Genomic DNA, 22,571 nt, shown 5'->3' on the forward strand with positions numbered 1-22,571 from the left:
AACACTTGTTCGAACATTGCAAGTCTAGCGCTTGCGCTTCTCGCGAGGCTTGACGTTGATCACGATCGGCGTGCCGACGAAGCCGAACTCCTCGCGCAGCCGCCGCTCGATGTAGCGCTCGTAGCCGGCGTCCAGCTTGCCCGAGGTGAAGAGCACGAACGTCGGCGGGGCCGTGCTCACCTGGGTGCCGAAGAGCACCTTGGGCTGCTTGCCGCTGCGCACGGGGTGGGGGTGCTCGGCGACCAGCCGGCCGAGGAACGAGTTGAGGGCCCCGGTCGAGATCCGCGTCTCCCAGCCCTCGAGCGCCTTGTCGATCGCGGGCACCAGCCGGTCGATGTGCCAGCCGGTGCGCGCGGTGATGTTGATCCGCGGCGCCCACTGCACCTGCACCAGGTCGCGCTCGATCTCGCGGTCGAGGTAGTAGCGGCGCTCCTCGTCGACCAGGTCCCACTTGTTGAAAGCGATGACCAGCGCCCGCCCGGACTCGCGCACGGCCTGGAGGATCCGCACGTCCTGCTCGGCGATCGACTCCTGACCGTCGAGCACCAGCACGCACACCTCGGACCGCTCGATCGCGGTCGACGTGCGCAGCCACGCGTAGTACTCGTGGCCGGACGCCTCCTTCACCCGCTTGCGGATGCCGGCGGTGTCGACGAAGCGCCAGGTGCGCCCGCCCAGCTCGACCAGCTCGTCGACGGGGTCGACGGTGGTGCCGGCGACGTTGTCGACGACGACCCGCTCCTCCCCCGCGAGCTTGTTGAGCAGCGAGGACTTGCCGACGTTGGGTCGGCCGACGATGGCGACCCGGCGCGGTCCGCCGAGCTCCTTCTCGGTGACCGGCGGCGGTTCCGGCAGCACGGCGAGCACGGCGTCCAGCAGGTCCCCCGAGCCGCGGCCGTGCAGCGCCGACACCGGGTAGGGCTCGCCCAGGCCCAGGTTCCACAGTCCGTAGGCCTCGGCCTCGGTGCGCTCGTCGTCGACCTTGTTGGCCGCCAGCACCACCGGCTTGCCCGACTTGCGGAGGATCTTCACGACCTCCTCGTCGGCGTCGGTGATGCCGACCGTGGCGTCGACGACGAACAGGGTGGCGTCGGCGAGGCTGACGGCGATCTCGGCCTGGGCCGCGATCCGCTCCGCCAGTCCACGCGCGTCGGGGTCCCAGCCGCCGGTGTCGACGACCGTGAACGCGCGGCCGTTCCACTCCGCGTCGTAGGACACCCGGTCCCGGGTGACCCCGGGGATGTCCTCGACGACCGCCTCGCGGCGACCGAGGATGCGGTTGACCAGCGTCGACTTGCCGACGTTGGGCCGGCCCACGACGGCGAGGACCGGGACCGGTCCGGTCACGGGGTCACTCATGCGGAGTCTCCTGGGGGTAGAGGTCCGGGCAGGCTCCGGCCGGTCTCGGCCAGCGCGTCCTTCAGCCCGGCCAGCATGCGCTGGTGCAGGTCGTCGGTCAGGGCGGCGACCGTCGAGCTCCGCCGTGGCCAGGGTACGGCGTCGACGGGGATCGGCTGCCCGACCACGATGTCGATCCGCGCACCCTTCGGCGGGAGCGAGTCGGTGTGACCGCCCGGCTCGCGACTGCCGATGAAGGTGAGGGGGACGACGGGCGCCCCCGTCACCAACGCGAGATAGGCCGCGCCGCGGCGGAACGAGTCCAGCTCGCCGTTGCCGCGCGTGCCCTCCGGGAAGACGCCGACCGCGTCGCCCTCACGCAGCACGCGGAGCGCGGTGCGCACCGCAGCTGGGTCGGTGCGGTAGCGGTCGAGCGGGATCTGGCCGGTCAGCTTCAGGAACCGCCCCAGCCTGCCGTCGAACATCTCGATCTTGGTCAGCGCGTGCACCGGCCGGGGCGCGAAGATCGCCATCAGCGGGCCGTCGATGATCCCGATGTGGTTGGCCGTGACGACGACCGGCCCGCTCCGCGGGAACCGCTCCGCGTGGTGGACGCGCACGTCGTACCGCCTCCGGATGAGCCAACGCGACGCAGGACGTCCGCCGCGGAGCAACCAGCGCTGGGGGCGGTGGACCTGGTCACTGCGGGGCGGGGCGAGGTGGCCGCTCATGCCTCTGCCGGGGCGGTTGCGAGCCCGACGATCAGGTCGACGACTTCGTCGAGGGACAGGTCGGTGGTGTCGATGTGGACGGCCCCGTCGGCCATCGTCAGCGGGGCCACGGCCCGGCCGGAGTCGATCCGGTCGCGGTTGAGCAGCGACTCCTGGGTCGCGGTGACGTCGGTGCTGCCGGCCTCGGCGGCCCGGCGGGCGGCCCGGGCGCTCGGGTCGGCGGTCAGGAAGACCTTCAGCCGGGCTGCGGGCCAGACGACGGAGCCGATGTCACGACCCTCGACCACGATGCCGCCGGCGCCGATGATGTCGCGCTGCAGCTCCACCAGCCGAGCGCGGACCGCGGGCACCGTGCTCACGGGCGAGACGGCGGCGTTCACGGCGTCGCTGCGGATCTCGACGGAGACGTCGACGCCGTCGAGGGTGATCGTCGGCCGCCGCGGGTCGGTGCCCGACTCCAGCTGCGGGGTGTGCGCGTGCGCGGTCACCTCGTCGACCTCGTCGACGTCCACGTCGTGCTGCAGCATCCACCAGGAGACCGCGCGGTACATGGCCCCGGTGTCGAGGTAGCGCAGGCCGAGCCGCTCGGCGACGGCCCGGCAGGTGCTCGACTTGCCCGAGCCCGACGTACCGTCGACGGCCACGACGAGCGAGCTGAGATCACCTGCGTTCACGGGCCACCATGCTACCGGTGGGTCACCCAACCCTTTGCTTCCAAGGCCGCGTGCAGCTCCTCCGAGCGCCCCTCCGCGACGTCGAGCTCGACCAGCCCGACCGGCCGGCCCGGGTCGTGGTCGATCCGCACGTCCTCGATGTTGACGCCGCTCGCGCCGACGTCGGCGAACAGGCGGGCCAGCTCGCCGGGGTGGTCGGGCACCGCGACGTGCACGGCCGCGACCGGCTGCACCGGACCGCCGTGCTTGCCCGGGATGGCGCGGGTGCCGGCGAGTCCGTGGGCCAGCAGGGACTCCAGGCCGGCCCGGTCCCCCGCCGCGACCGCGTCGAGCGCGAGGTCGAGCCGGTTGCGGATCTCGCGCAGCAGCCCGGCGACCGCGTCGCTGTTGCCACTGATGATCTGGCTGTAGAGCGCCGGGTCACCGCCCGCGACCCGGGTGACGTCGCGCACGCCCTGGCCGGTCAGCGCGAGGTGCTCGGGAGCCGCGCCGGCCAAGGTGCCGGCGACGAGGGACGCGAGCAGGTGCGGCACGTGTGAGGTGCGCGCGACGGCCTTGTCGTGCTCGGCGGGAGTCAGCATGACGGGCACGGCGCCGCAGGCCTCCACGAGTGCCACGACCCGTCGTACGGCGGTCGCAGCCGCGCCGTCGTGCCGACAGATCGCCCACGGCCGGCCGGTGAACAGGTCGGCCGACGCGGCCAGCGGCCCGGACCGCTCGCTCCCCGCCATCGGGTGGCTGCCGACGTACCGCGACGCCGCCGGGTGGCTGGCGACCTCCGCGAGCGGCGCCGCTTTCACGCTGCCGACGTCGGTGACGACGGTGTCCTCCCCCGCCGCGTCGAGCGCCGCCGAGATCGCTCCGCCCAGGTGGTCCGGCGGCACCGCGACGACGACCAGGGCGGGCCGGTCCTCCTCCGACCTCGGCCGGCCCGCGCCGAGGCCGGTCGCCGTGCGGAGGTGCTCCGGCGAGGTGTCGCTCAGGACGACGTCCGCGCCCGCGCGCCGGCAGGCGAGGGCGATCGAGGTGCCGATCAGTCCGGCACCGACGACCTCGACCGGGCCGGGGATGAGTTCGGGCACGCGGGCAAGGTTAGGGGATCGTGCCGCTCCGCGACGCGGCCCCTCAGGACGGCTGGTAGGAGCCGAACGACCAGTGGTTCCCCTCGGGGTCGCGCACGCTGCCGCTCCTGCCGCCGTAGTCCTGGTCCTCCATCGGCCGCTGGACGGTCGCGCCGGCGGCGACGGCCGCGTCGAAGACGGCGTCGGGGTCTTCGGTGACCAGGTAGGTGCCGGCCTTGCCGGCCTCGTGCAACGGGCTGTCGTCACGCTCGTCACCGAACATGATCCCGCCGCCGCCCGGCCACAACCACTCGGCGTGCACCACCGTGCCGTTGTCACGGTAGGTGGCGTGCTCGGTGAAGCCGATCGCCTGCAGCCAGGTGATCATCCGGTCGGAGTCTCGGAAGGCCATCGCGGGCCAGACAGTGGTGGTCATGGCTCCCAGCCTGGGTCATCGTCGCCGCGCCGGTCTTGAACGAACGGGAACTCCTCCCGGAGCCAGGTGGTCGGACTGCACCCCGCGAGCGCCGCCCACTCCCTGCTGAGATGGGCCTGGTCGCTGTAGCCGCAACGAGCGGCCACCTCGGCCAGCGGCCGCCGGCCGAGCAGCGCCCGAGCCCGCTCGAAGCGGGCGACCCGTTGGAAGTCCTTCGGCGTCAGCCCGCACTCTCCCCGGACCAGCGTCGAGAGCCGGCGGCGGCTGTAGCCGACCTCGTCCGCGACCGCGGTCACCCGGGCACCGCTCGTCAGGCGGGCCAGGGCCCGGCCGACCTCGGCACGCACCGGCCGGTCCCCGGCGTCGGTGAGCGTCGCGGCGATCGCCCGGTCGACGAGGGCGACGCGCTGGGTCCAGGTCGGGGCCTCGTGCAGCCGGCCCGGCAGCTCGCGGAGCGAGCGCGGCAGCGCGGCCTCGTCGAGGTCGGTCAGGCTGCCGGCGAGCTCCGCGGCGGGCCGGCCGAGGACGGCGCGGGCGCCGGCCACGGTCAGCGCGAGCTGGATGCCGCGTTGGGTGCCGTCGTGGTGGATCGCCGCCGGCGCCGCGTGCAGGCCCGCCAGCGAGGACCAGCCGCGGTGCAGGCTGCCGTCCCGGCCCGGCCAGGACACGCTGAGCGGCTCGTCGAGCGGCAGCACGAGCGTGAGCGCGGTGCCGGGCAGGCCGCGGTGCACCCCGGGCGCACCGAAGTCGACGTCGTAGGGCACCCGGGCCTCGACGTACGGCCGCAGCGCGCGTGGCACCGGCGGAGCAGCGATCACCCTGCCCACGGTAGCCCGCCTCAGAGCCCGACGATCTCCAACAGGTCGCCCAGCTCGTCGTTGGTCAGCTCCCGGGTCTCACCGCTCCTCAACGTGCCGAGCTCGACCGGCCCGAACCGGGTCCGGGACAGCTGGCGCACCGGGTGGCCGACCTGGTCGAGCAGGCGCCGCACGATCCGGTTGCGGCCCTCGTGGATCACGAGCTCGACGATCGACTTGTCGGCCGCGGCGTCGACGATCCGCGCCCGCCGTACCCGGACCGGGCCGTCCTCCAGCTCGACGCCCGCCAACAGGTCCGCGACCGTGCCGCGGGAGAGCCGTCCGGTCACCTCGGCGACGTAGGTCTTCTCGACCTCGTAGGACGGGTGCGCCATCCGGTGCGCGAGCTCGCCGTCGTTGGTGAGCAGCAGCAGCCCGGTCGTGTCGGTGTCGAGGCGGCCGACGTGGAACAGCCGCAGTGCCGGGTCGGCCTCGAGCCGGTCGGCGACGACGTCGGTGATCGTGCGGCGGCCGCGCTCGTCGGACATCGTCGACACCACCCCCCGGGGCTTGTTGAGCACCAGGTAGACGTGCTCGCTCACCGGAGGCAGCCGGTGGCCGGAGACCTTGATCACCGCGGTGCGGGGGTCGACCTTGGTGCCGAGCCGGGTGACGACCTCGCCGTCGACCTCGACCTCGCCGTCGAGCATCAGCTCCTCGCACTTGCGGCGGGAGGCGACGCCGGACTGGGCCAGCAGCTTCTGCAGCCGGATCAGGCCGTCCTCGTCGGTCTGGATGTCGCGGGTCACTGCTCGCCTTCGTCGGCGGCCTCGGCCGTAGGTGGGTCGCCCGCCGGCTCCGCCGCCGCGTCGCGCTGCGCGCTCGCGGCGAGGTCTTCCTCCATCTCATCCAGCTCGGGGAGGTACGGCGCCAGCTCGGGCAGGTCGTCCAGGGAGACGATCCCGATCCGCTCAAGGAAGTAGGAGGTGGTGCGGTAGAGGGTCGCGCCGTGCTCGCCGTCCTGACCGGCCTCCTCGACCAGGCCGCGGTTGAGCAGCGTGCGCATCACGCCGTCGACGTTGACGCCGCGGATGGCCGAGACCCGGGCGCGCGAGACGGGCTGCTGGTAGGCGACGACCGCCAGGGTCTCCAGCGCCGCCTGGGTCAGCCGGGCCTGCTGGCCGTCGAGGACGAACGCCTCGACCACGCCGGCGAGCTCCTCGCGGGTGTAGTAGCGCCAGCCACCCGCCACGTTGCGCAGCTCGAAGCCGCGGCCCTGCTCGTCGTACTCCGTCGCGAGCGCCGTCAGCGCCTCGACCACCTCGCCCTCGGGGTAGCCGACCGCCGAGGCCAGCACGACCTGGTCGAGCGGCTGGTCGGCGACCATCAGCAGCGCTTCGAGCGCCGGGCGCAGCTCGGCCATGGGTACGGCGAGGGCCTCGTCAGTCGTCATCGGTATCTCCTTGTTGCTCGCCATCGTCGGGCGAGGATGTCGGTGCCGGCTCCGCTTCGCTCGCCGGCGCGCCCTCGAACTCGTCGATCTCGTCGATGCTGGCGTCCTCTCCGCCCGTCCACCGCACGGTCAGCTCGCCGAGGGCGGTGACCTGCTCGAACGCGACAGCGCCTTCGCGGAACAGCTCGAGCAGCGAGAGGAACCGGGCGACGGTGGTGAGGGTGTCCGGGGAGTCGCCGCAGAGGGCGCGGAACGTCATCGTGCCGGAGCGCTGCAGCCGGTCCACGACGATCGCCGCCTGCTCGCGCACGCTCACGGCCGGGGCGTGGATGTGGTGGAGGGTGAGCTCCACCTCGGGCTTGGGCTCCAGAGCCTTGGCCGCCAGGCCCGCGAACTGCTCGAGCCCGATGCCGATCAGCACCTCGGGCAGCAGGCTCGCGAACCGCTCCTCCAGCCCCACGGCGCGCGGGAAGCGGCGCGACTCCGCGGCGAGGCGCTCGTCGAGGATGGCGGCGATCTGCTTGTAGGCCTTGTACTGCAGCAGCCGCGCGAAGAGCAGGTCGCGCGCCTCCAGGAGCGCCAGGTCCTCCTCGTCCTCGACGTCACCCTGGGGCAGCAGCCGCGCCGCCTTCAGGTCGAGGAGCGTCGCGGCGACGAGCAGGAACGACGTCGTCTCCTCGAGGTCGGCGTCCGGCAGCTCCTTGACGTGCGCGATGAACTCGTCGGTGACCTGCGACAGCGCGATCTCGGTGACGTCGAGCTTGTGCTTGGAGATCAGGCTGAGCAGCAGGTCGAAGGGGCCCTCGAAGTTGTCGAGGCGCACCTCGAACTGACTTCGGTCGCCCGATCGGTCTGACGTCACCGAGACATCATTCCGCACGCAGTCGCCGGACCAGCGCGGAGTCCTCCCCCTGAGCCTCGAAGTCGGCCAGCACCAGGCTCACGGCCTCGCGCACGAGCCGGCCGCGGTCGACCGCGAGGCCGTGCCCGCCGCGCAGCACCAGCCGCACCTGCTCGATCTCCATCAGCTCTTCGGAGGTGACGTAGACCGTCATCTTCTCGTCGTGCCTGATGCGACCAGATGGCCGGCCGGAGGGCCTCTTCTCGGCCTTCGCGGCGGGTGCCTCGTCCGGCCCCTGGTCGGGCGTGTCCGGGACCGCCCGCACCGGCGCCTGCTTGGCCGGCTTGCGGGCTGGTTCCTTCGGATCGGCGGTGGGTCGGAAGAGGTCGTCGGCGGTGGGCAGGGTCACGCGTCGAGACACCGCAGGGCCACCTCCCTCGCCAGCTGACGGTACGCGTCCGCGCCCGTCGAACCAGAGGCGTACGACGTGATCGGCTCGCCCGCGACCGTGGAGTCGCTGAACTTCACGGTGCGGCGGATGACGGTGTGGAAGACGTGGTCGCCCCACGCCTGGACCAGCCGCTCCAGCACCTCGCGCCCGTGGAGCGTGCGGCCGTCGTACATCGTGCCGAGCACGCCGTCGACCTCGAGCTTCGGATTGAGCCGCTCCTGCACCTTGTCGATGGTGTTCTTGAGCAGGGCGACGCCGCGCAACGCGAAGTACTCGCACTCCAGCGGCACGATCACCCCGTCGGAGGCAGTCAGCGCGTTGACGGTGAGCAGTCCGAGCGAGGGCTGGCAGTCGATGAGGATGACGTCGTACGCCGCGATGGCCGGCGCCAGCACCCGCTGGAGGGTCTGCTCGCGGGCGACCTCGTGGACCAGCTGCACCTCGGCGGCGGACAGGTCGATGTTGGACGGCAGCAGGTGCATCCCGGGCACGCCGGACGGCACGACGACGTCCTCGAGACGGGTGGAGCGGTCCATCAGCAGGTTGTAGACCGTCTTGTCCATCTCGTGCGGGTTGAGGCCGAGTCCGACCGACAGCGACCCCTGCGGGTCGAAGTCGACGAGCAGCACCCGGCGGCCGAACTCGGCGAGCGCCGCGCCCAGGTTGATCGTCGTGGTGGTCTTGCCGACGCCGCCCTTCTGGTTGCACATCGAGATGACCCGCGCGGGACCGTGCTCGGTGAGCGGCTTGGGGTCGGGCAGGTCGGGCATCGGCCGGCCCGTCGGTCCCAGCGGCCGGTCGTCGGCGACCGGCGTCTCCACCGGTGTCTCCACCGGGGCCGTCTCGGCGGCCTCCTCGGGTCGGGCGAAGGGAAGCAGGTCGGACAGCTGTTGGTCAGACACCGTGTTCCTCTCAGGGACTCTTGCCTGGGGTGGCATGTCCGGAGCGCTGGACCCTGTACTGAACCCACCCATCATCGAACCGTCACCTCGGATGCGTCACGGACGGCTTCCCCACCGCCCTGAACTGTTCGTGGATCCAGTCAACAATGTCGACACGGCGACATTGGGGAGACACGCTGGCCCGAGGACCAACTCCTAGAGTCGACGCATCGAGATCGTCCGTACGACGGCCTCGCCGGCCTCGTCCGAGGCGACGAGGTCGACCTCGGCCTCGATCACCCAGTCGTGGTGGCCCTCGGGGTCGTGGACGGTCTGCGTGACCCGCCAGGTCCCGCTCCCGCGCTCGACGGTGAACAGGTCCGGCCCGCGGGCGTCGGCGTCGGTGAGCACCCGGTCGTGCTCGGCGTAGTAGTCCTCGATCGCCTGGTCCCACTCGGAGCGGCCGAAGGTCGGCTCCTCCTCCAGGGCCTCCAGCCCGTCGAGGTCGTCGCGGGCGACCAGGTCGACGCGACGCCACATCGCGTTGCGCACCATCACCTCGAACACCCGACCGCGCTGGCTCAGCGGACGCGGTGGCGGCGGGGGCGCCTGGTCGAGCACCGCACGGCTGGCGTGCTCGGGGTCGGTCAGCGCCTCCCACTCGTCGAGCAGCGAGGAGTCGACCTGGCGCACCGTCTCCCCCAGCCACTCGACGAGCAGGTCGAGCTCCTCGGTGCGGAGGGTGTCGGGCACGGTCTGACGCAGCGCCCGGTAGGCGTCGGTGAGGTAGCGGAGGACGAGCCCCTCGGACCGGGCGACCTGGTAGCGGGCGACGACGTCGGTGAAGCCCATCCCCTGCTCCCACATCTCGCGGACGACCGACTTGGGCGCGAGGGCGTCGGGCGAGAGCCAGGGGTGCCGCTCGCGGTAGGTCTCGTAGAGGGGCTCGAGCAGGTCGGCGAGGGGCTGGGGCCAGGTGACGTCCTCGATGAGCGCCATCCGCTCGTCGTACTCGACGCCCTCGGCCTTGAGCGCGGCGATCGCCTCGCCGCGGGCGGCGTGCTGTTGGGCGTAGAGGAGCGGCCGCGGCGCCTCCAGCACCGCCTCGACCACCGACACCACGTCGAGCGTGAAGGTGTCGGAGTCCGGGTCGAGCACGTCGAGCGCCGCCATCGCGAAGTGGGACAACGGCTGGTTGAGCGCGAAGTCCACCGGCAGCGCCTCGGTCAGCACGTAGCGCCGGCCGAACCCGTCGACCTCGTCGAGGCGGGTGATCACCTCCGAGGCCACCAGGCTCTTCGCGAGCCGGACCGCGCGCCTGGCCAGCTTGAGCTGCGTCTTGCGGTCCTCGTGGTTGTCGGTCATCAGCCGCCGCAGCACGGGGAACGCGTCCTCCTCGCGGGAGAGCACGTTGACGAGCATCGCGTTGTCGACCTTCATCTGCGACTTCAGCGGCTCGGGCCTGCCCGAGACGAGCTTGTCGAAGGTCTGCTCGGTCCACACCACGGTGCCGGGCGGCGGTTTCTTCAGAGTCGCCTTGCTCGCCCGCTTCGCTCGCTTGGCGTCGCTCATCGCCTCGTTCTTCGCCGCCGCCTTGGCCTTCGCCTTCTCGTTCTCGATGACGTGCTCGGGCGCTTGCACCACGACGTAGCCGGCGGTGTCGAAGCCGGCCCGGCCCGCCCGTCCGGCGATCTGGAGGAACTCGCGGGACTTCAGCACCCGCTGCCGCTGTCCGTCGTACTTCGCGAGGCCGCTGAAGAGGACGGTGCGGATCGGCACGTTGATGCCGACCCCGAGGGTGTCGGTGCCGCAGATGACGGTGAGCAGACCGGCCTGGGCGAGCTGCTCGACCAGCCTCCGGTAGCGCGGCAGCATGCCGGCGTGGTGGACCCCGATCCCGCGGCGGAGCAGCTGCGACAGCGTCTTGCCGAAGCCCGCCGCGAAGCGGACGTCGGCCAACCGCTCGGCGATCTGCTCGCGCGCCTCGCGCGACGCGTCGTGGATGGTCTTGCCGAGCAGCCCGGTCGCATGCTTGACCGCGTCGGCCTGGCTGAAGTGCACGACGTAGACCGGACCCTGACCGGTGGTCACCAGCTCCTCGAGCGTCTCCTCCAACGGGGTCAGCGACCACGAGAAGGTGAGTGGCACCGGACGTACGGCGTCGTCGACGACCGCCGTCTCCCGACCGTTGCGGCGGGTGATGTCGGCGGCAAGCTCGGTCACGTCGCCGAGCGTCGCCGACATCAACAGGTGCTGCGCCTGCGGCAGCTCGATGAGGGGCACCTGCCACGCCCAGCCGCGGCCGGGCTCGCCGTAGAAGTGGAACTCGTCCATCACCACCAGGCCGACGTCGGCACGGTCGCCCTCGCGCAGCGCGATGTTCGCCAGCACCTCCGCGGTGCAGCAGATGATCGGGGCGTCGGCGTTGACCGCCACGTCACCGGTCAGCATCCCGACGTCCTCGGCCCCGAAGACCTCGCAGAGGTCGAAGAACTTCTCGCTCACCAGTGCCTTGATCGGCGCGGTGTAGAAGCTCACCCGGTCGTCGGCGAGCGCCGCCATGTGCGCCGCGACCGCAACCAGCGACTTCCCCGACCCGGTCGGGGTGGCGAGGACGACGTTGTTCCCCGCCAGCAGCTCGAGGATCGCCTCCTCCTGGTGCGGGTAGAGCGTGAGCGAACGCTCCACGGCGTACGCCATCACGCGGTCGTACGCCAGCTCCGACGGGTCAGCCATTGCGTGCCCTGGGGTGCGCGGTCGCGAAGACCTCGCGCAGGTTGTCGACGGTGACCAGCGTGTAGACCTGCGTGGTCGTCACCGAAGCATGGCCGAGCAGCTCCTGCACCACGCGCACGTCGGCGCCACCGTCGAGCAGGTGGGTGGCGAAGGAGTGCCGCAACGTGTGCGGCGAGACGTCCCTGGTGACGCCGGCGCGCTCGGCGGCCTTCACCAGCACCGCCCAGGCGGACTGGCGGGAGAGCCGGCCGCCGCGGGCGTTGAGGAAGAGGGCACCACCGGTGGTCGGGACGGTCGAGGCCTTGCTCTCGGCCAGCAGCGCAGGGCGACCGCGGACGAGGTAGGCCGAGACCGCATCCTGCGCGTAGGACCCGACCGGAACGATCCGCTCCTTGCTGCCCTTGCCCCGCAGCAGCACGGTGCCCTCGGCACCGCCGCCGACGTCGAGGTCGTCGACATCGAGCCCGACGGCCTCGCTGATCCGCGCTCCGGTGCCGTAGAGCACCTCCAGCAGGGCGCGGTCCCGCAGCGCGAGCGGCGTCCCGGGCGCACCGGCCGCCTCGAGGATGGCCTCGACGTCCGCGAGCGGCAGCGCCTTCGGCAGCCGCTTGGCGGGGCTGGGCGGCTTCACCGACGCGGCCGGGTCGTGGGGCGACAGCCCGTCGGCCACCGCGAACTTGTGGAACCCCCGCACCGCCACCACGGTCCGCGCCGCCGAGGCGGCGCCGAGCGGCGGGTGGAGGTCGTCGCCCTCCCGCAGCCGCACGAGGAAGTCGGTGACGGTCGACTCGCTGACCGCGTCGAGCGTGGAGATCCCGGACCGGTCGAGGAACTCCAGGTACCGCCTCAGGTCACGACGGTAGGACGACAGCGTGTTGGCGGCCAGCCCCTTCTCGACGCTCAGGTGGTCGAGGTAGGTCCTCACCGCCCGCTCGACCGGGCCCGTGGTCACGATCAGGCCAGCGCCTCGGCCAGGTCGATCGCGTCGATGCCCACCGCGTCGCCGACCGGCCGGTTGGTGAGCCTGCCGTCCCAGGTGTTGAGGCCGAGTGCCAGCGAGGCGTCGTCACGGCAGGCCTGCTGCCAGCCCTTGTCGGCCAGCGCGACGGCGTAGGGCATGGTGGCGTTGGTCAGCGCGTAGGTGCTGGTGTTGGGCACCGCTCCGGGCATGTTGGCCACGCAGTAGAAGATCGAGCTGTGGACCTCGTAGGTCGGGTCGGCGTGCGTGGTCGCGTGGCTGTCCTCGAAGCACCCGCCCTGGTCGATCGCGATGTCGACGAGCACCGACCCCGGCTTCATCCGCGAGACCAGGTCGTTGGTCACCAGCTTCGGCGCCGCCGCCCCCGGGATCAGCACCGCACCGATGACCAGGTCGGCCTCCATCACTTGCTGCTCGATCGCCAGCTTCGACGACGCCAGCCCGTGGACCCGGTTGTTGTAGCGCCAGAACGACATCCGCAGCTTGTCCAGGTCGGTGTCGAGCAGCGTCACGTCCGCACCCATCCCGAGCGCGATGTTCGCGGCGTTCTGGCCGGAGACTCCGGCGCCGATGATGACGACCTTGGCGTTCGCCACCCCGCCGACACCGCCCATCAGCACCCCGCGGCCGCCCTGGGCCTTCATCAGCGAGTAGGCGCCGACCTGGGGGGCCAGGCAGCCCGCGACCTCCGACATGGGGTAGAGCAGCGGCAACCCGCCCGAGGGCAGCTGCACCGTCTCGTAGGCGATGCCGGTGACCTGACGGCTCATCAGCTCCTCGGTCAACGGCTTGTCCGCGGCCAGGTGCAGGTAGGTGAACAGCGTCAGCCCCTCCCGCATCCGGCCGTACTCCTCGGCCACCGGCTCCTTGACCTTGAGCACCATGTCGACGCCGCCGTCGGTGCCCCACGCATCCTCCGCGGTGTCGACGATCGTCGCGCCGGCTCCGACGTACTCCTGGTCGGTGATCTGCGAGCCCAGGCCCGCACCGCGTTCGATGACGACCTCGTGCCCGTGCGCGACCAGCTCGTGCACCCCGATCGGGGTGATCGCGACGCGGTACTCGTGGTTCTTGACTTCCTTGGGTACGCCGACTCTCACGAGCGCGACTGTACAGCCGCGTACGCCAGCACGGCGATGGCCACCGGACCCTCCATGATGCGACCGTCGAGGACGGCGTCGAGGACGTCGGAGAGCGGCGCCCAGACGACTTCGAGGTGGGCCTCCTCGTGCTCGGCCACGTAGTCGGTGTCCACCGCGCGCAGGCCGCGGGCGACGTAGAGATGGTGGACCTCGCTCGTGATGCCGACGGACGGGTACGACGTCAGCAGGTGCTGCCACTCGGCGGCCTCCAGCGAAACCTCCTCGCGCAGCTCGCGCTTCGCGGTCTCGACCGGGTCCTCCCCCGGCACGTCGCAGATCCCGGCCGGGAGCTCGACGAAGATGCCACCGCCGGGGTGGCGGTACTGGCGGATCAGGCAGACCTGCTCCACGCCGTCGCGCTCGTCGATCGCGAGGATCATCGCGGCGCCGGGGTGCTCGACGACCAGCCGACCGAACGGCTCGGCGCCGGCGTCTCCCGGCGGACGGATCCGGTCGCGACGCAAGGCGACCACCCAGTCGTCGCGGTGCAGGTCGGTCGAGTCGACGACCGGCCACCCACCGGGGGTGTCGGCCAGCTCGTCGACCGAGTCGTCGGTCATTCCTCGATCGGGATCCGGAGCTCGCGCTGGCGCTCCAGCGCGGCACCGATCAGCCCGGCGAACAGCGGGTGCGGCCGGGTCGGTCGCGACCGCAGCTCGGGGTGCGCCTGAGTCGCGACGTAGTAGGGGTGGACGTCGCGCGGCAGCTCGACGAACTCCACCAGGTCCAGGTCGGGGTTGAGCCCGGAGAAGACGAGGCCGGCGTCCTGGAGCTGCTCGCGGTAGGCGTTGTTGACCTCGTAGCGGTGCCGGTGCCGCTCCTCGATCTCCTGGTCGCCGTACGCCTCGGCGACCAGGGATCCCTCGGCCAGCTTCGCCGGGTAGAGCCCCAGCCGCATGGTGCCGCCGAGGTCGCCGGCCCCCTCGACGATCTCCTTCTGCTCCTCCATGGTCGCGATGACCGGCTCGGGGCAGTCCGGGTCGAACTCCGTGGAGTCGGCCTTCTCGATGCCGAGCACGTTGCGGCTGTACTCGATGACCATGCACTGCAGACCGAGGCAGAGGCCGAGGGTGGGGATGCCGTGGTTGCGGGCGTAGGTCAGGGCGCCGATCTTGCCCTCGAGCCCGCGGACGCCGAACCCACCGGGCACGCACACCGCGTCGACGTCCTGCAGGTGCTTGGCCTGACCGGCGGGCGTCTGGCACTCGTCGGAGGGGACCCAGCGCAGGTCGATCCGGGTCTCGTGGGCGAAGCCGCCGGCGCGCAGCGCCTCGGCGACCGAGAGGTAGGCGTCGTGGAGGTCGACGTACTTGCCGACCAGCGCGACCGACACCTCCTCCTTCGGGTGGTGGACCCGGCGGAGCAGGTCGTCCCAGTCGGTCCAGTCCACGTCGCGGAAGGGCAGGTTGAGGCGTCGTACGACGTAGGCGTCGAGACCCTCGCTGTGCAGCACCTTCGGGATGTCGTAGATCGACGGCGCGTCGGCGGCGGTGACCACCGCCTCCTCGTCGACGTCGCACATCAACGAGATCTTGCGCTTGATCGACTCCGGCAGCTCGCGGTCGGCGCGACAGACGACAGCGTCGGGCTGGATGCCGACCTGGCGCAGCGCGGCGACCGAGTGCTGGGTGGGCTTGGTCTTGAGCTCGCCGGACGGACCGATGTAGGGCACCAGCGAGACGTGGAGGAAGAAGCAGTTGTCGCGGCCGATGTCGTGACGCACCTGGCGCGCGGCCTCGAGGAACGGCAGCGACTCGATGTCGCCGACCGTGCCGCCGATCTCGGTGATCACGATGTCGACGGGGTTCTCGCGCCGGCCCATCGCGAGGATCCGGTCCTTGATCTCGTTCGTGATGTGCGGGATCACCTGCACGGTGTCGCCGAGGTACTCGCCCTTGCGCTCCTTGGCGATCACCTGCGAGTAGACCTGGCCCGTCGTGACGTTGGCGATCTGGTCGAGGTCGGTGTCGAGGAACCGCTCGTAGTGGCCGACGTCGAGGTCGGTCTCCGCACCGTCGTTGGTGACGAAGACCTCGCCGTGCTGGAACGGGTTCATCGTCCCGGGGTCGACGTTGAGGTAGGGGTCGAGCTTCTGCATCGAGACGCGCAGACCGCGGCTGCGGAGGAGCCGGCCGAGGCTGGAGGCCGTGAGTCCCTTCCCGAGCGAGGAGGCGACGCCTCCGGTCACGAACAGATGCTTCGTCGTCCCACTCGGTGGCGCCATCTTCACGGGATTCGAGCCTATCAGGCGGATCAGTCGGCTCGTGCCATCTCGAGCAGCTCGCGCGCGTGGGCGAGCGCCGAGTCGGACCCGGCGAGGCCGGCCAGCATCCGGGAGAGCTCCTGCTCCCGGCCGGCGTCGTCGAGGGTGGTCAGCCCCGAGCTGCTCACCGTGCCGTCGGAGGACTTCTCGACAACGACGTGGCGGTCCGCGAACGCGGCGACCTGGGGCAGGTGGGTGACGACGACGACCTGGGCGTGCCGGGCGAGCGCCGCGAGCCGGCGACCGATCTCCACCGCGGCGGCCCCACCCACGCCGGCGTCGACCTCGTCGAAGACGAACGTCGGCACCGGGTTGGTGTCGGCCAGGCACACCTCGACCGCGAGCATCACCCTCGAGAGCTCGCCGCCGGACGCGCCCTTGTTGAGCGGGCGGGGCTCCGAACCGGTGTTGGCCGCCAGCAGCATCTCTACCTCGTCCACCCCGTGGCTGTGGAACCGCACCCATCGGTCCCCGACCAGCAGCGCATCGGCGGGGGGCTCATCCGGGTCGGCCGGCGCCGGGGCCTCACGGTCGCGCACCTGCACCTCGACCCGCGCGTGCGGCATGGCGAGCAGCGTCAGCTCGCCGGTCACCGCGACGGACAGCCGTTCGGCGGCGTCCCTGCGCGCGGCGGACAGGGTCGCGGCGACGTCTGCCAGCTCGGTGCGCAGCCCGACGCGGGCCTGGGTGAGCCGCTCGATGGTCTCGTCGGTCGAGTCCAGCTCGAGGAGCCGACGTGAGGACTGCTCGCTCCACTCGAGGACCGCGTCGACGGTGTCGCCGTACTTGCGGGTCAGGGCGACCAACACGGCCCGGCGCTCCGAGACGCCCGCGAGGCGGGCTGGGTCGGTGTCGATGCCGGAGGCGTACGACGCCACGTCGGCGGCCAGGTCGGAGAGCAGGTAGGTGACCTCGGCGACCCGGTCGGCCAGGGCCCCGGCCTCGGGGTCGTGCTCGCGCACGCCGTCGAGGTGCCCGCGCGCCGCTGCGACCGCAGCGAGGGCGTCCGGGCCGCCGTGCTCGCTCGACAGTGCCTCCCGTGCCTGCTCGGCGGCGGTCCGCAGGGTGTCGGCGTGCCCGAGCCGCGCCTCCTCGGCGGCGAGCTCGGCGTCCTCGCCCGGCTGAGGGGCGACGGCTTCGATCTCCTCGACGCCGAACCGCAGCAGGTCGGCCTCGCGGGCCCGTTCCCGAGCGGTCGCGACCACCTCGGCGAGCGCGCGCTCGGTCCCGACGAGGCGCTCGTGCAGCTCGCGGTAGCGGGCCAGCGGCTCGGCGACCGCCTCCCCGGCGTAGACGTCGAGCGCGGCGCGCTGGGTGGTCGCCTTGAGCAGCCGGTGCTGGTCGGACTGGCCGTGCACGGCGACGAGAGGCTCGGCGACCTCGGCCAGCGTCGCGACCGGGACACCCGCTCCCCCGACGTACGCCCGGGAACGGCCCTCGGCACTCACGTTGCGGGCGAGGACGACGACGTCGTCCTCGACCTCGCCGCCCGCGTCCTCGACGGCGGCGGCAAGCCCGTCGAGCCGGTCGGTGCGGACCACGCCCTCGATGCGCGCCTGTCGGGCGCCGGCGCGTACGGCGCCGCTGTCGGCACGACCGCCCAGCAGCAGGCCGAGCGCGGTCACGACCATCGTCTTGCCCGCCCCGGTCTCGCCGGTCACGACGGTGAACCCCGGTCCCAGCTCGAGCGTGGAGGAGTCGATGACACCGAGCGAGCTGATCCGCAGCTCTTCGATCATGCCGGCTCGTCCCCGTTGGTCCTGGCCTCGCGGCGCCGCTCGGCGCTGCCCCGCCAGCCCTCGACCGACAGGCCGAACTTCGCGACCAACCGGTCGGCGAACGGTGCCTCGTGCAGCCGGACCAGGCGCACCGGGCGCAATCCGCGGCTGACCTCGATCCGCGCGCCCGGCGGCAGGTCGACGCTGCGCCGGCCGTCGCACCACAGCACGCCCGCGCCCTGGTTGCCGGCCAGAACCTCGACGGCGATCACCGAGGAGGGCGCGACCACCATCGGCCGCGCGAAGAGCGCGTGGGCGCTGAGCGGGACGATGCACAGCGCTTCGACCTGCGGCCACACGATCGGCCCGCCGGCGCTGAAGTTGTAGGCGGTCGACCCGGTCGGGGTCGCGCAGACGACGCCGTCGCAACCCCACCGTGACAACGGTCGGTCATCGATCTCGACGACGACCTCCAGCATCCGCTCGCGGGCGGCCTTCTCGACGCTGGCCTCGTTGACGGCGAACGTCGAGTAGACGAGCTCGCCGCCGTGGAACGCGCGGACGTCGAGGGTGAGCCGGTCCTCGGTCGTGTAGCGCTGGCCGACGATCGCCTCGATCGTGGCCGCGACGTCCTCGTGCTCGGCCTCTGCCAGGAACCCGACGTGCCCGAGGTTGACGCCGAGCACGGGGGTGAGCCGCTTGTGGGTGACTTCAGCGGCGCGGAGGATGCTGCCGTCGCCCCCGATCACGACGGTCAGCTCGCACCCCCGGCTGGCATCGGTCTCGGAGTCGGTCAGCTCGACGGCGGGGTCGAACGCCTCCGGGTCGATCTCCAGGTCGGCCGCCTCCGCGCGCAGCAGCCGGACCACGATCCCGTGCGCCGTGAGCTCCTTGACGAACGAGCGCGCGACGTCGCGCGCGTCGCTGCGCCGCGTGTGGGCGAGCACCAGGACACGGCGGACCGCCTCGGGATCGGCTCCGACAGGGATCGTCACGGGATCAGTCTTACCCATCCCGCCGTCATCCGGCGTCCGTGTCGGTGCCGCGGTGGACGACAGCGGTGATCTTCTCGGTGGTCACGGTCGCCGGACCGTGCCGCAGCCACAAGAAGAACTCGACGTTCCCCGACGGTCCGGGGAGCGGGCTCACTGCGACGCCGCGGGCGCCCCAACCGCGCTCCGCGGCCGCCGCTGCGACCCCGAGCACCGCCTCAGAACGCAGTCCCGGGTCGCGGACCACCCCGCCCTTGCCGACCCGGTCCTTCCCGACCTCGAACTGCGGCTTCACCATCAGCGCGAGGTCGCCCTCGGGCCGGGTCACACCGAGCAGCGCGTCGAGCACGAGCGAGAGCGAGATGAAGGACAGGTCGCCCACCACCAGGTCGACCGGGCCGCCGATGATCTCGGGCGTGAGCGCCCGCACGTTCTGCCGGTCGTGGACGACCACCCGCGGGTCGCTCCGGAGGGACCAGTCGAGCTGGCCGTAACCGACGTCGACCGCGACCACCTCCGCCGCGCCCGCGCGCAGCAGCACGTCGGTGAACCCGCCGGTCGACGCGCCCGCGTCCAGGCACCGGCGCCCGGCCACCTCCAGGCCCTGCGGACCGAACACGGTCAGCGCCCCCACCAGCTTGTGGGCACCGCGGGACACGTAGTCCGGCCCGTGCTCGCTCTCGGCGACCACAATCGCCACGTCCGTGGTGACGCCGGTCGCGGCCTTGGTCGCGGTCGCACCCGACACGCGCACCCGGCCATCGGCGATCAGCTGGGCGGCCCGCTCACGGGAAGGGGCCAGCCCACGGCGGACCAGCTCAGCGTCGAGCCTCAGCCGGCGCGGCGGCACGCCGTCCTACTCCGCCGGGCCCTCGTCCAGCGCCTGACGCAGCTGCTGGTGCGCGGCCTCGAAGACCGCGGCGTGCTCCTCGAGCGGCCGCTCGTCCAAGCCGGCGACGAGGTCCAGCACGGTGTCGATCGACGCGATGCCGGTCGGCGCCGGTACGTGTCCCGCTTCGTCCGCGACCACAGGTTGCTCGGTCATGGGGGCGAGGTTACCCGTCGACCCCGGCCGGGTCGGGGACCCCCAGCGCGGTGATGTCGGCCACGGTCCCGGTAGCGTCGTGGTGCGCCCATCCCGCCGCCGCCACCACCCGCCACCAGTCGTCCACCGAGCCTTCGCCGGCCACCTCCAGCCGGCCGTCGCCCACGCGGGCCCGCCAGCCACCAGCCGTCCAGTCCGTCCCCTCCTCCGTCGGTGCCGGGTGGGGCGTCAGCAGCCCGCCGAGGTCCGCTGCCACGTAGGTAGGCCGGTGCTCGGCCCGCGCTCCCACCAGCTCGGCGAGGCCGGTCACACCGGTCATCACCAGCAGCGAGTCGATGCCGGCGTTGCGGGCCCCCTCGATGTCGGTGTCGAGGCGGTCGCCGACCATCAGCGGCCGCTCGCCGCCCACTCTCCGCACGGTCTCGTCGAGCAGCGGGCGCTGCGGCTTGCCGGCCACCACCGGCTGCACGCCGGCGAAGCCCGCGATGGTCTGCACGAGCACGCCGTGCCCCGGTGCCACGCCGAACGTCGTAGGGATCGACAGGTCGCCGTTGCTCGCCAGCCACGGCAGCCCGTCGCGGACCCGGACCGCGACCCGCATGATGTCGCGCCACAGCACGTCCGGCCCGTAGCCCGACACGACTGCCACCGCGTCGTCCTCGGCCTCGACCGGCACCAGACCGACCTCGAGCAGCGCCGCCTGGAGGCCGTCCCCACCGAGGCGCACGATCCGCGCACCCTCGCCGAACCGCTCCAGCAGCAGGTGGGCTGCCGCCTGCGCCGAGGTGACGACGTCCGCCACCTCGCTCGGCACCCCCAGCTCGGTCAGGTGCCCGGCCACCAGCTCCGGCGGGCGCGCCGCGTTGTTGGTGATGAACGCCGTGCGCATGCCGGCGTCCCGGGTCCGCCGCAGGTGGTCGGCGGCGCCCGGCACCGCGTCCCGTCCGATGTAGACGACGCCGTCGAGATCGAGCATCGCGAGGTCGTAGGCGACGGTCAGGGGATCGGAGGACGCAGCGAGCACGCCCCCACCCTCTCAGGTCGGTTCGGCCTCCCTCCGTACGATGCCCTGATGGATGCAGGACAGGTGGTGACCCCTCCGTACGTCGCCGGTCCGCTCCGTCTCCTCCCGTTCCGGGGGCTGATGCTCGCGCCGCACCGGGTCGGCGACCCGTCGACCGGGCGGGCGTTCGCACGGCCCTACCGTGGGGTGGCCGCCCGGCTCCTGAAGTGGCAGTCCCGCGGGCTGGTCCGCAAGGACGAGGCCCCGGCGCTCTACCTGCACGAGTACACCTCGGCCGGACTGACGGTCCGCGGGCTCGTCGGCGCCCTCGACGTCTCGCGGCGCGCCACGCGCCCTGAGGACCGTGCCGTGCTGCCGCACGAGGGGATCCATCCCGCCCAGGCCGACGACCTGGCCGACCGGATGGCCGAGATGGGGCTGAACCCTGCTCCGATCCTCCTGGTCCACAACGGCTCGGAGGAGCTGCGCCGACTCGTCGGCGACGTCCTCGCCACCGACCCGCAGCACGCGTTCACCGACCGGTCCGAACAGCAACACCGGATCTGGGCGATCCGCGACCGCACGACCCTCGACCGGGTGGCCGAGGAGCTGCGCGATGCCCGGGCCCTCATCGCCGACGGCCACCACCGCTACGCCGCCTACCTGCGGCTCCAGCGCCGCGACCCGGGCGGCCCGTGCGACCTGGGCCTGGCGATGCTGGTCGACCAGGTCGCCACCCCGCTCTTCCTCGGCCCCATCCACCGCAGCCTCGCGGGCACCGACCTCGACGACCTGCGCAACGCCGCGGAGAGTCTCGGCATGGCCTGCACGACGCGATCCCAGGCGGACGCGGTGGCCGCCCTCGGGCAGGACAGCCTCGCCGCCACCGACGGCAGGGAGTGGGTCGTCCTCGACCTGGCCGTGCCCGAGGGCCGGGCCGCCGTCGAGGTCCTCCACCGCCAGCTGGTGCCGGCCCTCCCCCACGGCCCGTCGAGCGTCGGCTACCACCACACCGTCGACGACGCGCTGGCCACCGCCGACCCCCGGTCCGCGATCGCTGTGCTGATGCCGGCTCCCGCGGTGGACCTGGTCCAGCGCATCGCAGAGGACGACCGGCTGCTGCCCGAGAAGGCCACGTCCTTCCAGCCCAAGCCGAGCCTCGGCGTGCTCATCCGGTCCCTCCGCGACGCACCCGACGCGCCGAGCTGATCTCCACCTCCACCCGCGAAGCCTTCACCCCACCGGCGCGGAAGAACCGGCGGCGCAGTGCACCGGTGACCTCCACCTCGTCGCCCGGGTTCCAGCCCGCGACGGTCCGCCGCGGTCGGGCCTCCCACGCGCAGCAGTCGAGGACGTCCACCGACGGGGTGCGCCGACCGTCCGACCGGGCGTGCCCGCCGCGTCGTGGCACCACCACCCGCACCACGCACAGCTCGTCGCCGCTGGGCAGCACCCGCACCTCGGGCACGCTCGAGACCGTGCCCGTCAGCCGCACCTGGTTCGCCGCGTCCTGCCGACCGTTCTTGTCCTTGCTCTTCGTGCTCATCCGGCACCTCCTTCGCCCGCAAGCCAACGCAGGAGCACCGACGAACCGGCCTGCTGCGGACGGGCCCCTGTGGAGGAGGAAGAGGCCGGCGGGATCCTGTGGACGGACAGTGGCCTCCCGGTGCCCGCACCGGGTGCGAAAACCGCACAATGGGCTATCAGCGAACTGATAGCCCATTGGCGAAAGAATGTCCGGCGGCGTCCTACTCTCCCACAGCCTCTCGGTTGCAGTACCATCGGCGCTGGCAGGCTTAACTTCCGGGTTCGGGATGGGTCCGGGTGTTTCCCTGTCGCTATGGCCGCCGTAACTCTGTTAACCCCTGTGTGTTGGGGTTGGTTTGTGGACGCGTTTGTTGTTTGTTGTGTTGCGCGTTGAACGCCCTTCACAGGTGGACAAACGCCGGTTTGGTGTTTGTTGGTTGTGTTGGGGGTTTGTGTGGCAAGTGTTCGGCCTATTAGTACCGGTCGGCTGGGCATTGCTGCTG

The 22,571-nt window shown here is 72.2% G+C and carries 23 protein-coding genes and 1 rRNA gene; 1 reads left to right on the plus strand and 23 read right to left on the minus strand.

Features of this window, described 5'->3' with window-relative positions:
* Positions 1–24: 24 nt before the first annotated feature.
* From der to DJ010_RS08090, 21 genes are all read right to left on the minus strand, one after another.
* Positions 25–1,359: a ribosome biogenesis GTPase Der gene (gene der, locus DJ010_RS07990; protein ID WP_109693069.1), complete on the minus strand. Its 1,335-nt coding sequence runs from the start codon at positions 1,357–1,359 to the stop codon at positions 25–27.
* Positions 1,356–1,958 (minus strand): lysophospholipid acyltransferase family protein, encoded by a 603-nt coding sequence (locus DJ010_RS07995; protein WP_245927334.1) that lies wholly within the window; start codon positions 1,956–1,958, stop codon positions 1,356–1,358. Before DJ010_RS07995 ends, der begins: the two co-directional genes overlap by 4 nt.
* A 107-nt stretch (positions 1,959–2,065) precedes the next feature.
* Entirely contained in the window at positions 2,066–2,743 is a 678-nt protein-coding gene (gene cmk, locus DJ010_RS08000; RefSeq protein ID WP_109693071.1) for a (d)CMP kinase, read from the minus strand.
* Between the two features lie 11 nt (positions 2,744–2,754).
* Entirely contained in the window at positions 2,755–3,825 is a 1,071-nt protein-coding gene (locus DJ010_RS08005; RefSeq protein ID WP_109693072.1) for a prephenate dehydrogenase, read from the minus strand.
* Positions 3,826–3,868: 43 nt separating this feature from the next.
* Positions 3,869–4,240 carry a VOC family protein gene (locus DJ010_RS08010; RefSeq protein WP_109693073.1) on the minus strand — a complete coding sequence of 124 codons (372 nt, stop codon included), beginning with the start codon at positions 4,238–4,240 and terminating at the stop codon, positions 3,869–3,871.
* Positions 4,237–5,058, minus strand: a complete 822-nt coding sequence (locus tag DJ010_RS08015) for a helix-turn-helix domain-containing protein (protein WP_245927335.1) — start codon at positions 5,056–5,058, stop codon at positions 4,237–4,239. Before DJ010_RS08015 ends, DJ010_RS08010 begins: the two co-directional genes overlap by 4 nt.
* 20 nt (positions 5,059–5,078) lie before the next feature.
* The gene (locus DJ010_RS08020) at positions 5,079–5,846 is read right to left on the minus strand and encodes a pseudouridine synthase (RefSeq protein ID WP_109693074.1); all 768 of its coding nucleotides are present in this window, start codon (positions 5,844–5,846) and stop codon (positions 5,079–5,081) included.
* The gene (gene scpB / locus DJ010_RS08025; RefSeq protein WP_245927336.1) at positions 5,843–6,490 is read right to left on the minus strand and encodes an SMC-Scp complex subunit ScpB; all 648 of its coding nucleotides are present in this window, start codon (positions 6,488–6,490) and stop codon (positions 5,843–5,845) included. The genes DJ010_RS08020 and scpB overlap by 4 nt, the downstream gene beginning before the upstream one ends.
* Positions 6,480–7,352 carry a segregation and condensation protein A gene (locus DJ010_RS08030; protein WP_245927337.1) on the minus strand — a complete coding sequence of 291 codons (873 nt, stop codon included), beginning with the start codon at positions 7,350–7,352 and terminating at the stop codon, positions 6,480–6,482. The genes scpB and DJ010_RS08030 overlap by 11 nt, the downstream gene beginning before the upstream one ends.
* Before the next feature lie 7 nt (positions 7,353–7,359).
* On the minus strand, positions 7,360–7,740 hold the full coding sequence (locus DJ010_RS08035) for a hypothetical protein (RefSeq protein WP_439331687.1): 381 nt from the start codon (positions 7,738–7,740) through the stop codon (positions 7,360–7,362).
* Positions 7,737–8,684 carry a ParA family protein gene (locus tag DJ010_RS08040; protein ID WP_439331688.1) on the minus strand — a complete coding sequence of 316 codons (948 nt, stop codon included), beginning with the start codon at positions 8,682–8,684 and terminating at the stop codon, positions 7,737–7,739. Before DJ010_RS08040 ends, DJ010_RS08035 begins: the two co-directional genes overlap by 4 nt.
* A gap of 195 nt (positions 8,685–8,879) precedes the next feature.
* Complete coding sequence (locus DJ010_RS08045) at positions 8,880–11,399, minus strand: DEAD/DEAH box helicase (protein WP_109693078.1); 2,520 nt, start codon at positions 11,397–11,399, stop codon at positions 8,880–8,882.
* Positions 11,392–12,351, minus strand: coding sequence for a site-specific tyrosine recombinase XerD (gene xerD / locus DJ010_RS08050; protein ID WP_245927339.1), 960 nt, complete (start codon positions 12,349–12,351; stop codon positions 11,392–11,394). The genes DJ010_RS08045 and xerD overlap by 8 nt, the downstream gene beginning before the upstream one ends.
* 2 nt (positions 12,352–12,353) lie before the next feature.
* On the minus strand, positions 12,354–13,478 hold the full coding sequence (gene ald / locus DJ010_RS08055) for an alanine dehydrogenase (RefSeq protein ID WP_109693080.1): 1,125 nt from the start codon (positions 13,476–13,478) through the stop codon (positions 12,354–12,356).
* Positions 13,475–14,080: an NUDIX domain-containing protein gene (locus DJ010_RS08060; protein ID WP_109693081.1), complete on the minus strand. Its 606-nt coding sequence runs from the start codon at positions 14,078–14,080 to the stop codon at positions 13,475–13,477. The genes ald and DJ010_RS08060 overlap by 4 nt, the downstream gene beginning before the upstream one ends.
* Positions 14,077–15,744 carry a CTP synthase gene (gene pyrG, locus DJ010_RS08065; RefSeq protein WP_109693178.1) on the minus strand — a complete coding sequence of 556 codons (1,668 nt, stop codon included), beginning with the start codon at positions 15,742–15,744 and terminating at the stop codon, positions 14,077–14,079. Before pyrG ends, DJ010_RS08060 begins: the two co-directional genes overlap by 4 nt.
* A 29-nt stretch (positions 15,745–15,773) precedes the next feature.
* Positions 15,774–17,522, minus strand: coding sequence for a DNA repair protein RecN (recN, locus tag DJ010_RS08070; protein ID WP_109693082.1), 1,749 nt, complete (start codon positions 17,520–17,522; stop codon positions 15,774–15,776).
* Positions 17,519–18,496: an NAD kinase gene (locus DJ010_RS08075; RefSeq protein ID WP_245927341.1), complete on the minus strand. Its 978-nt coding sequence runs from the start codon at positions 18,494–18,496 to the stop codon at positions 17,519–17,521. Before DJ010_RS08075 ends, recN begins: the two co-directional genes overlap by 4 nt.
* A 25-nt stretch (positions 18,497–18,521) precedes the next feature.
* On the minus strand, positions 18,522–19,343 hold the full coding sequence (locus DJ010_RS08080; RefSeq protein WP_109693084.1) for a TlyA family RNA methyltransferase: 822 nt from the start codon (positions 19,341–19,343) through the stop codon (positions 18,522–18,524).
* Between the two features lie 6 nt (positions 19,344–19,349).
* On the minus strand, positions 19,350–19,538 hold the full coding sequence (locus DJ010_RS08085; RefSeq protein ID WP_109693085.1) for a hypothetical protein: 189 nt from the start codon (positions 19,536–19,538) through the stop codon (positions 19,350–19,352).
* A 10-nt stretch (positions 19,539–19,548) separates the two neighbouring features.
* Positions 19,549–20,562, minus strand: a complete 1,014-nt coding sequence (locus DJ010_RS08090) for an HAD-IIA family hydrolase (protein WP_245927343.1) — start codon at positions 20,560–20,562, stop codon at positions 19,549–19,551.
* A 48-nt stretch (positions 20,563–20,610) separates the two neighbouring features.
* Between DJ010_RS08090 and DJ010_RS08095 the strand changes: the two genes are divergently transcribed.
* A complete protein-coding gene (locus tag DJ010_RS08095; protein ID WP_109693086.1) occupies positions 20,611–21,750 on the plus strand; it encodes a DUF1015 family protein in 1,140 nt (379 codons plus the stop codon).
* Here the strand turns inward: DJ010_RS08095 and DJ010_RS08100 are convergent.
* Entirely contained in the window at positions 21,710–22,087 is a 378-nt protein-coding gene (locus tag DJ010_RS08100; protein WP_109693087.1) for a single-stranded DNA-binding protein, read from the minus strand. The genes DJ010_RS08095 and DJ010_RS08100 overlap by 41 nt on opposite strands.
* A 189-nt stretch (positions 22,088–22,276) precedes the next feature.
* A 5S ribosomal RNA gene (rrf, locus tag DJ010_RS08105) occupies positions 22,277–22,393 on the minus strand.
* Between the last annotated feature and the right edge of the window lie 178 nt (positions 22,394–22,571).

The sequence above is a fragment of the Nocardioides silvaticus genome (assembly GCF_003160695.1).
GTDB classification, from domain to species: domain Bacteria; phylum Actinomycetota; class Actinomycetes; order Propionibacteriales; family Nocardioidaceae; genus Nocardioides; species Nocardioides silvaticus.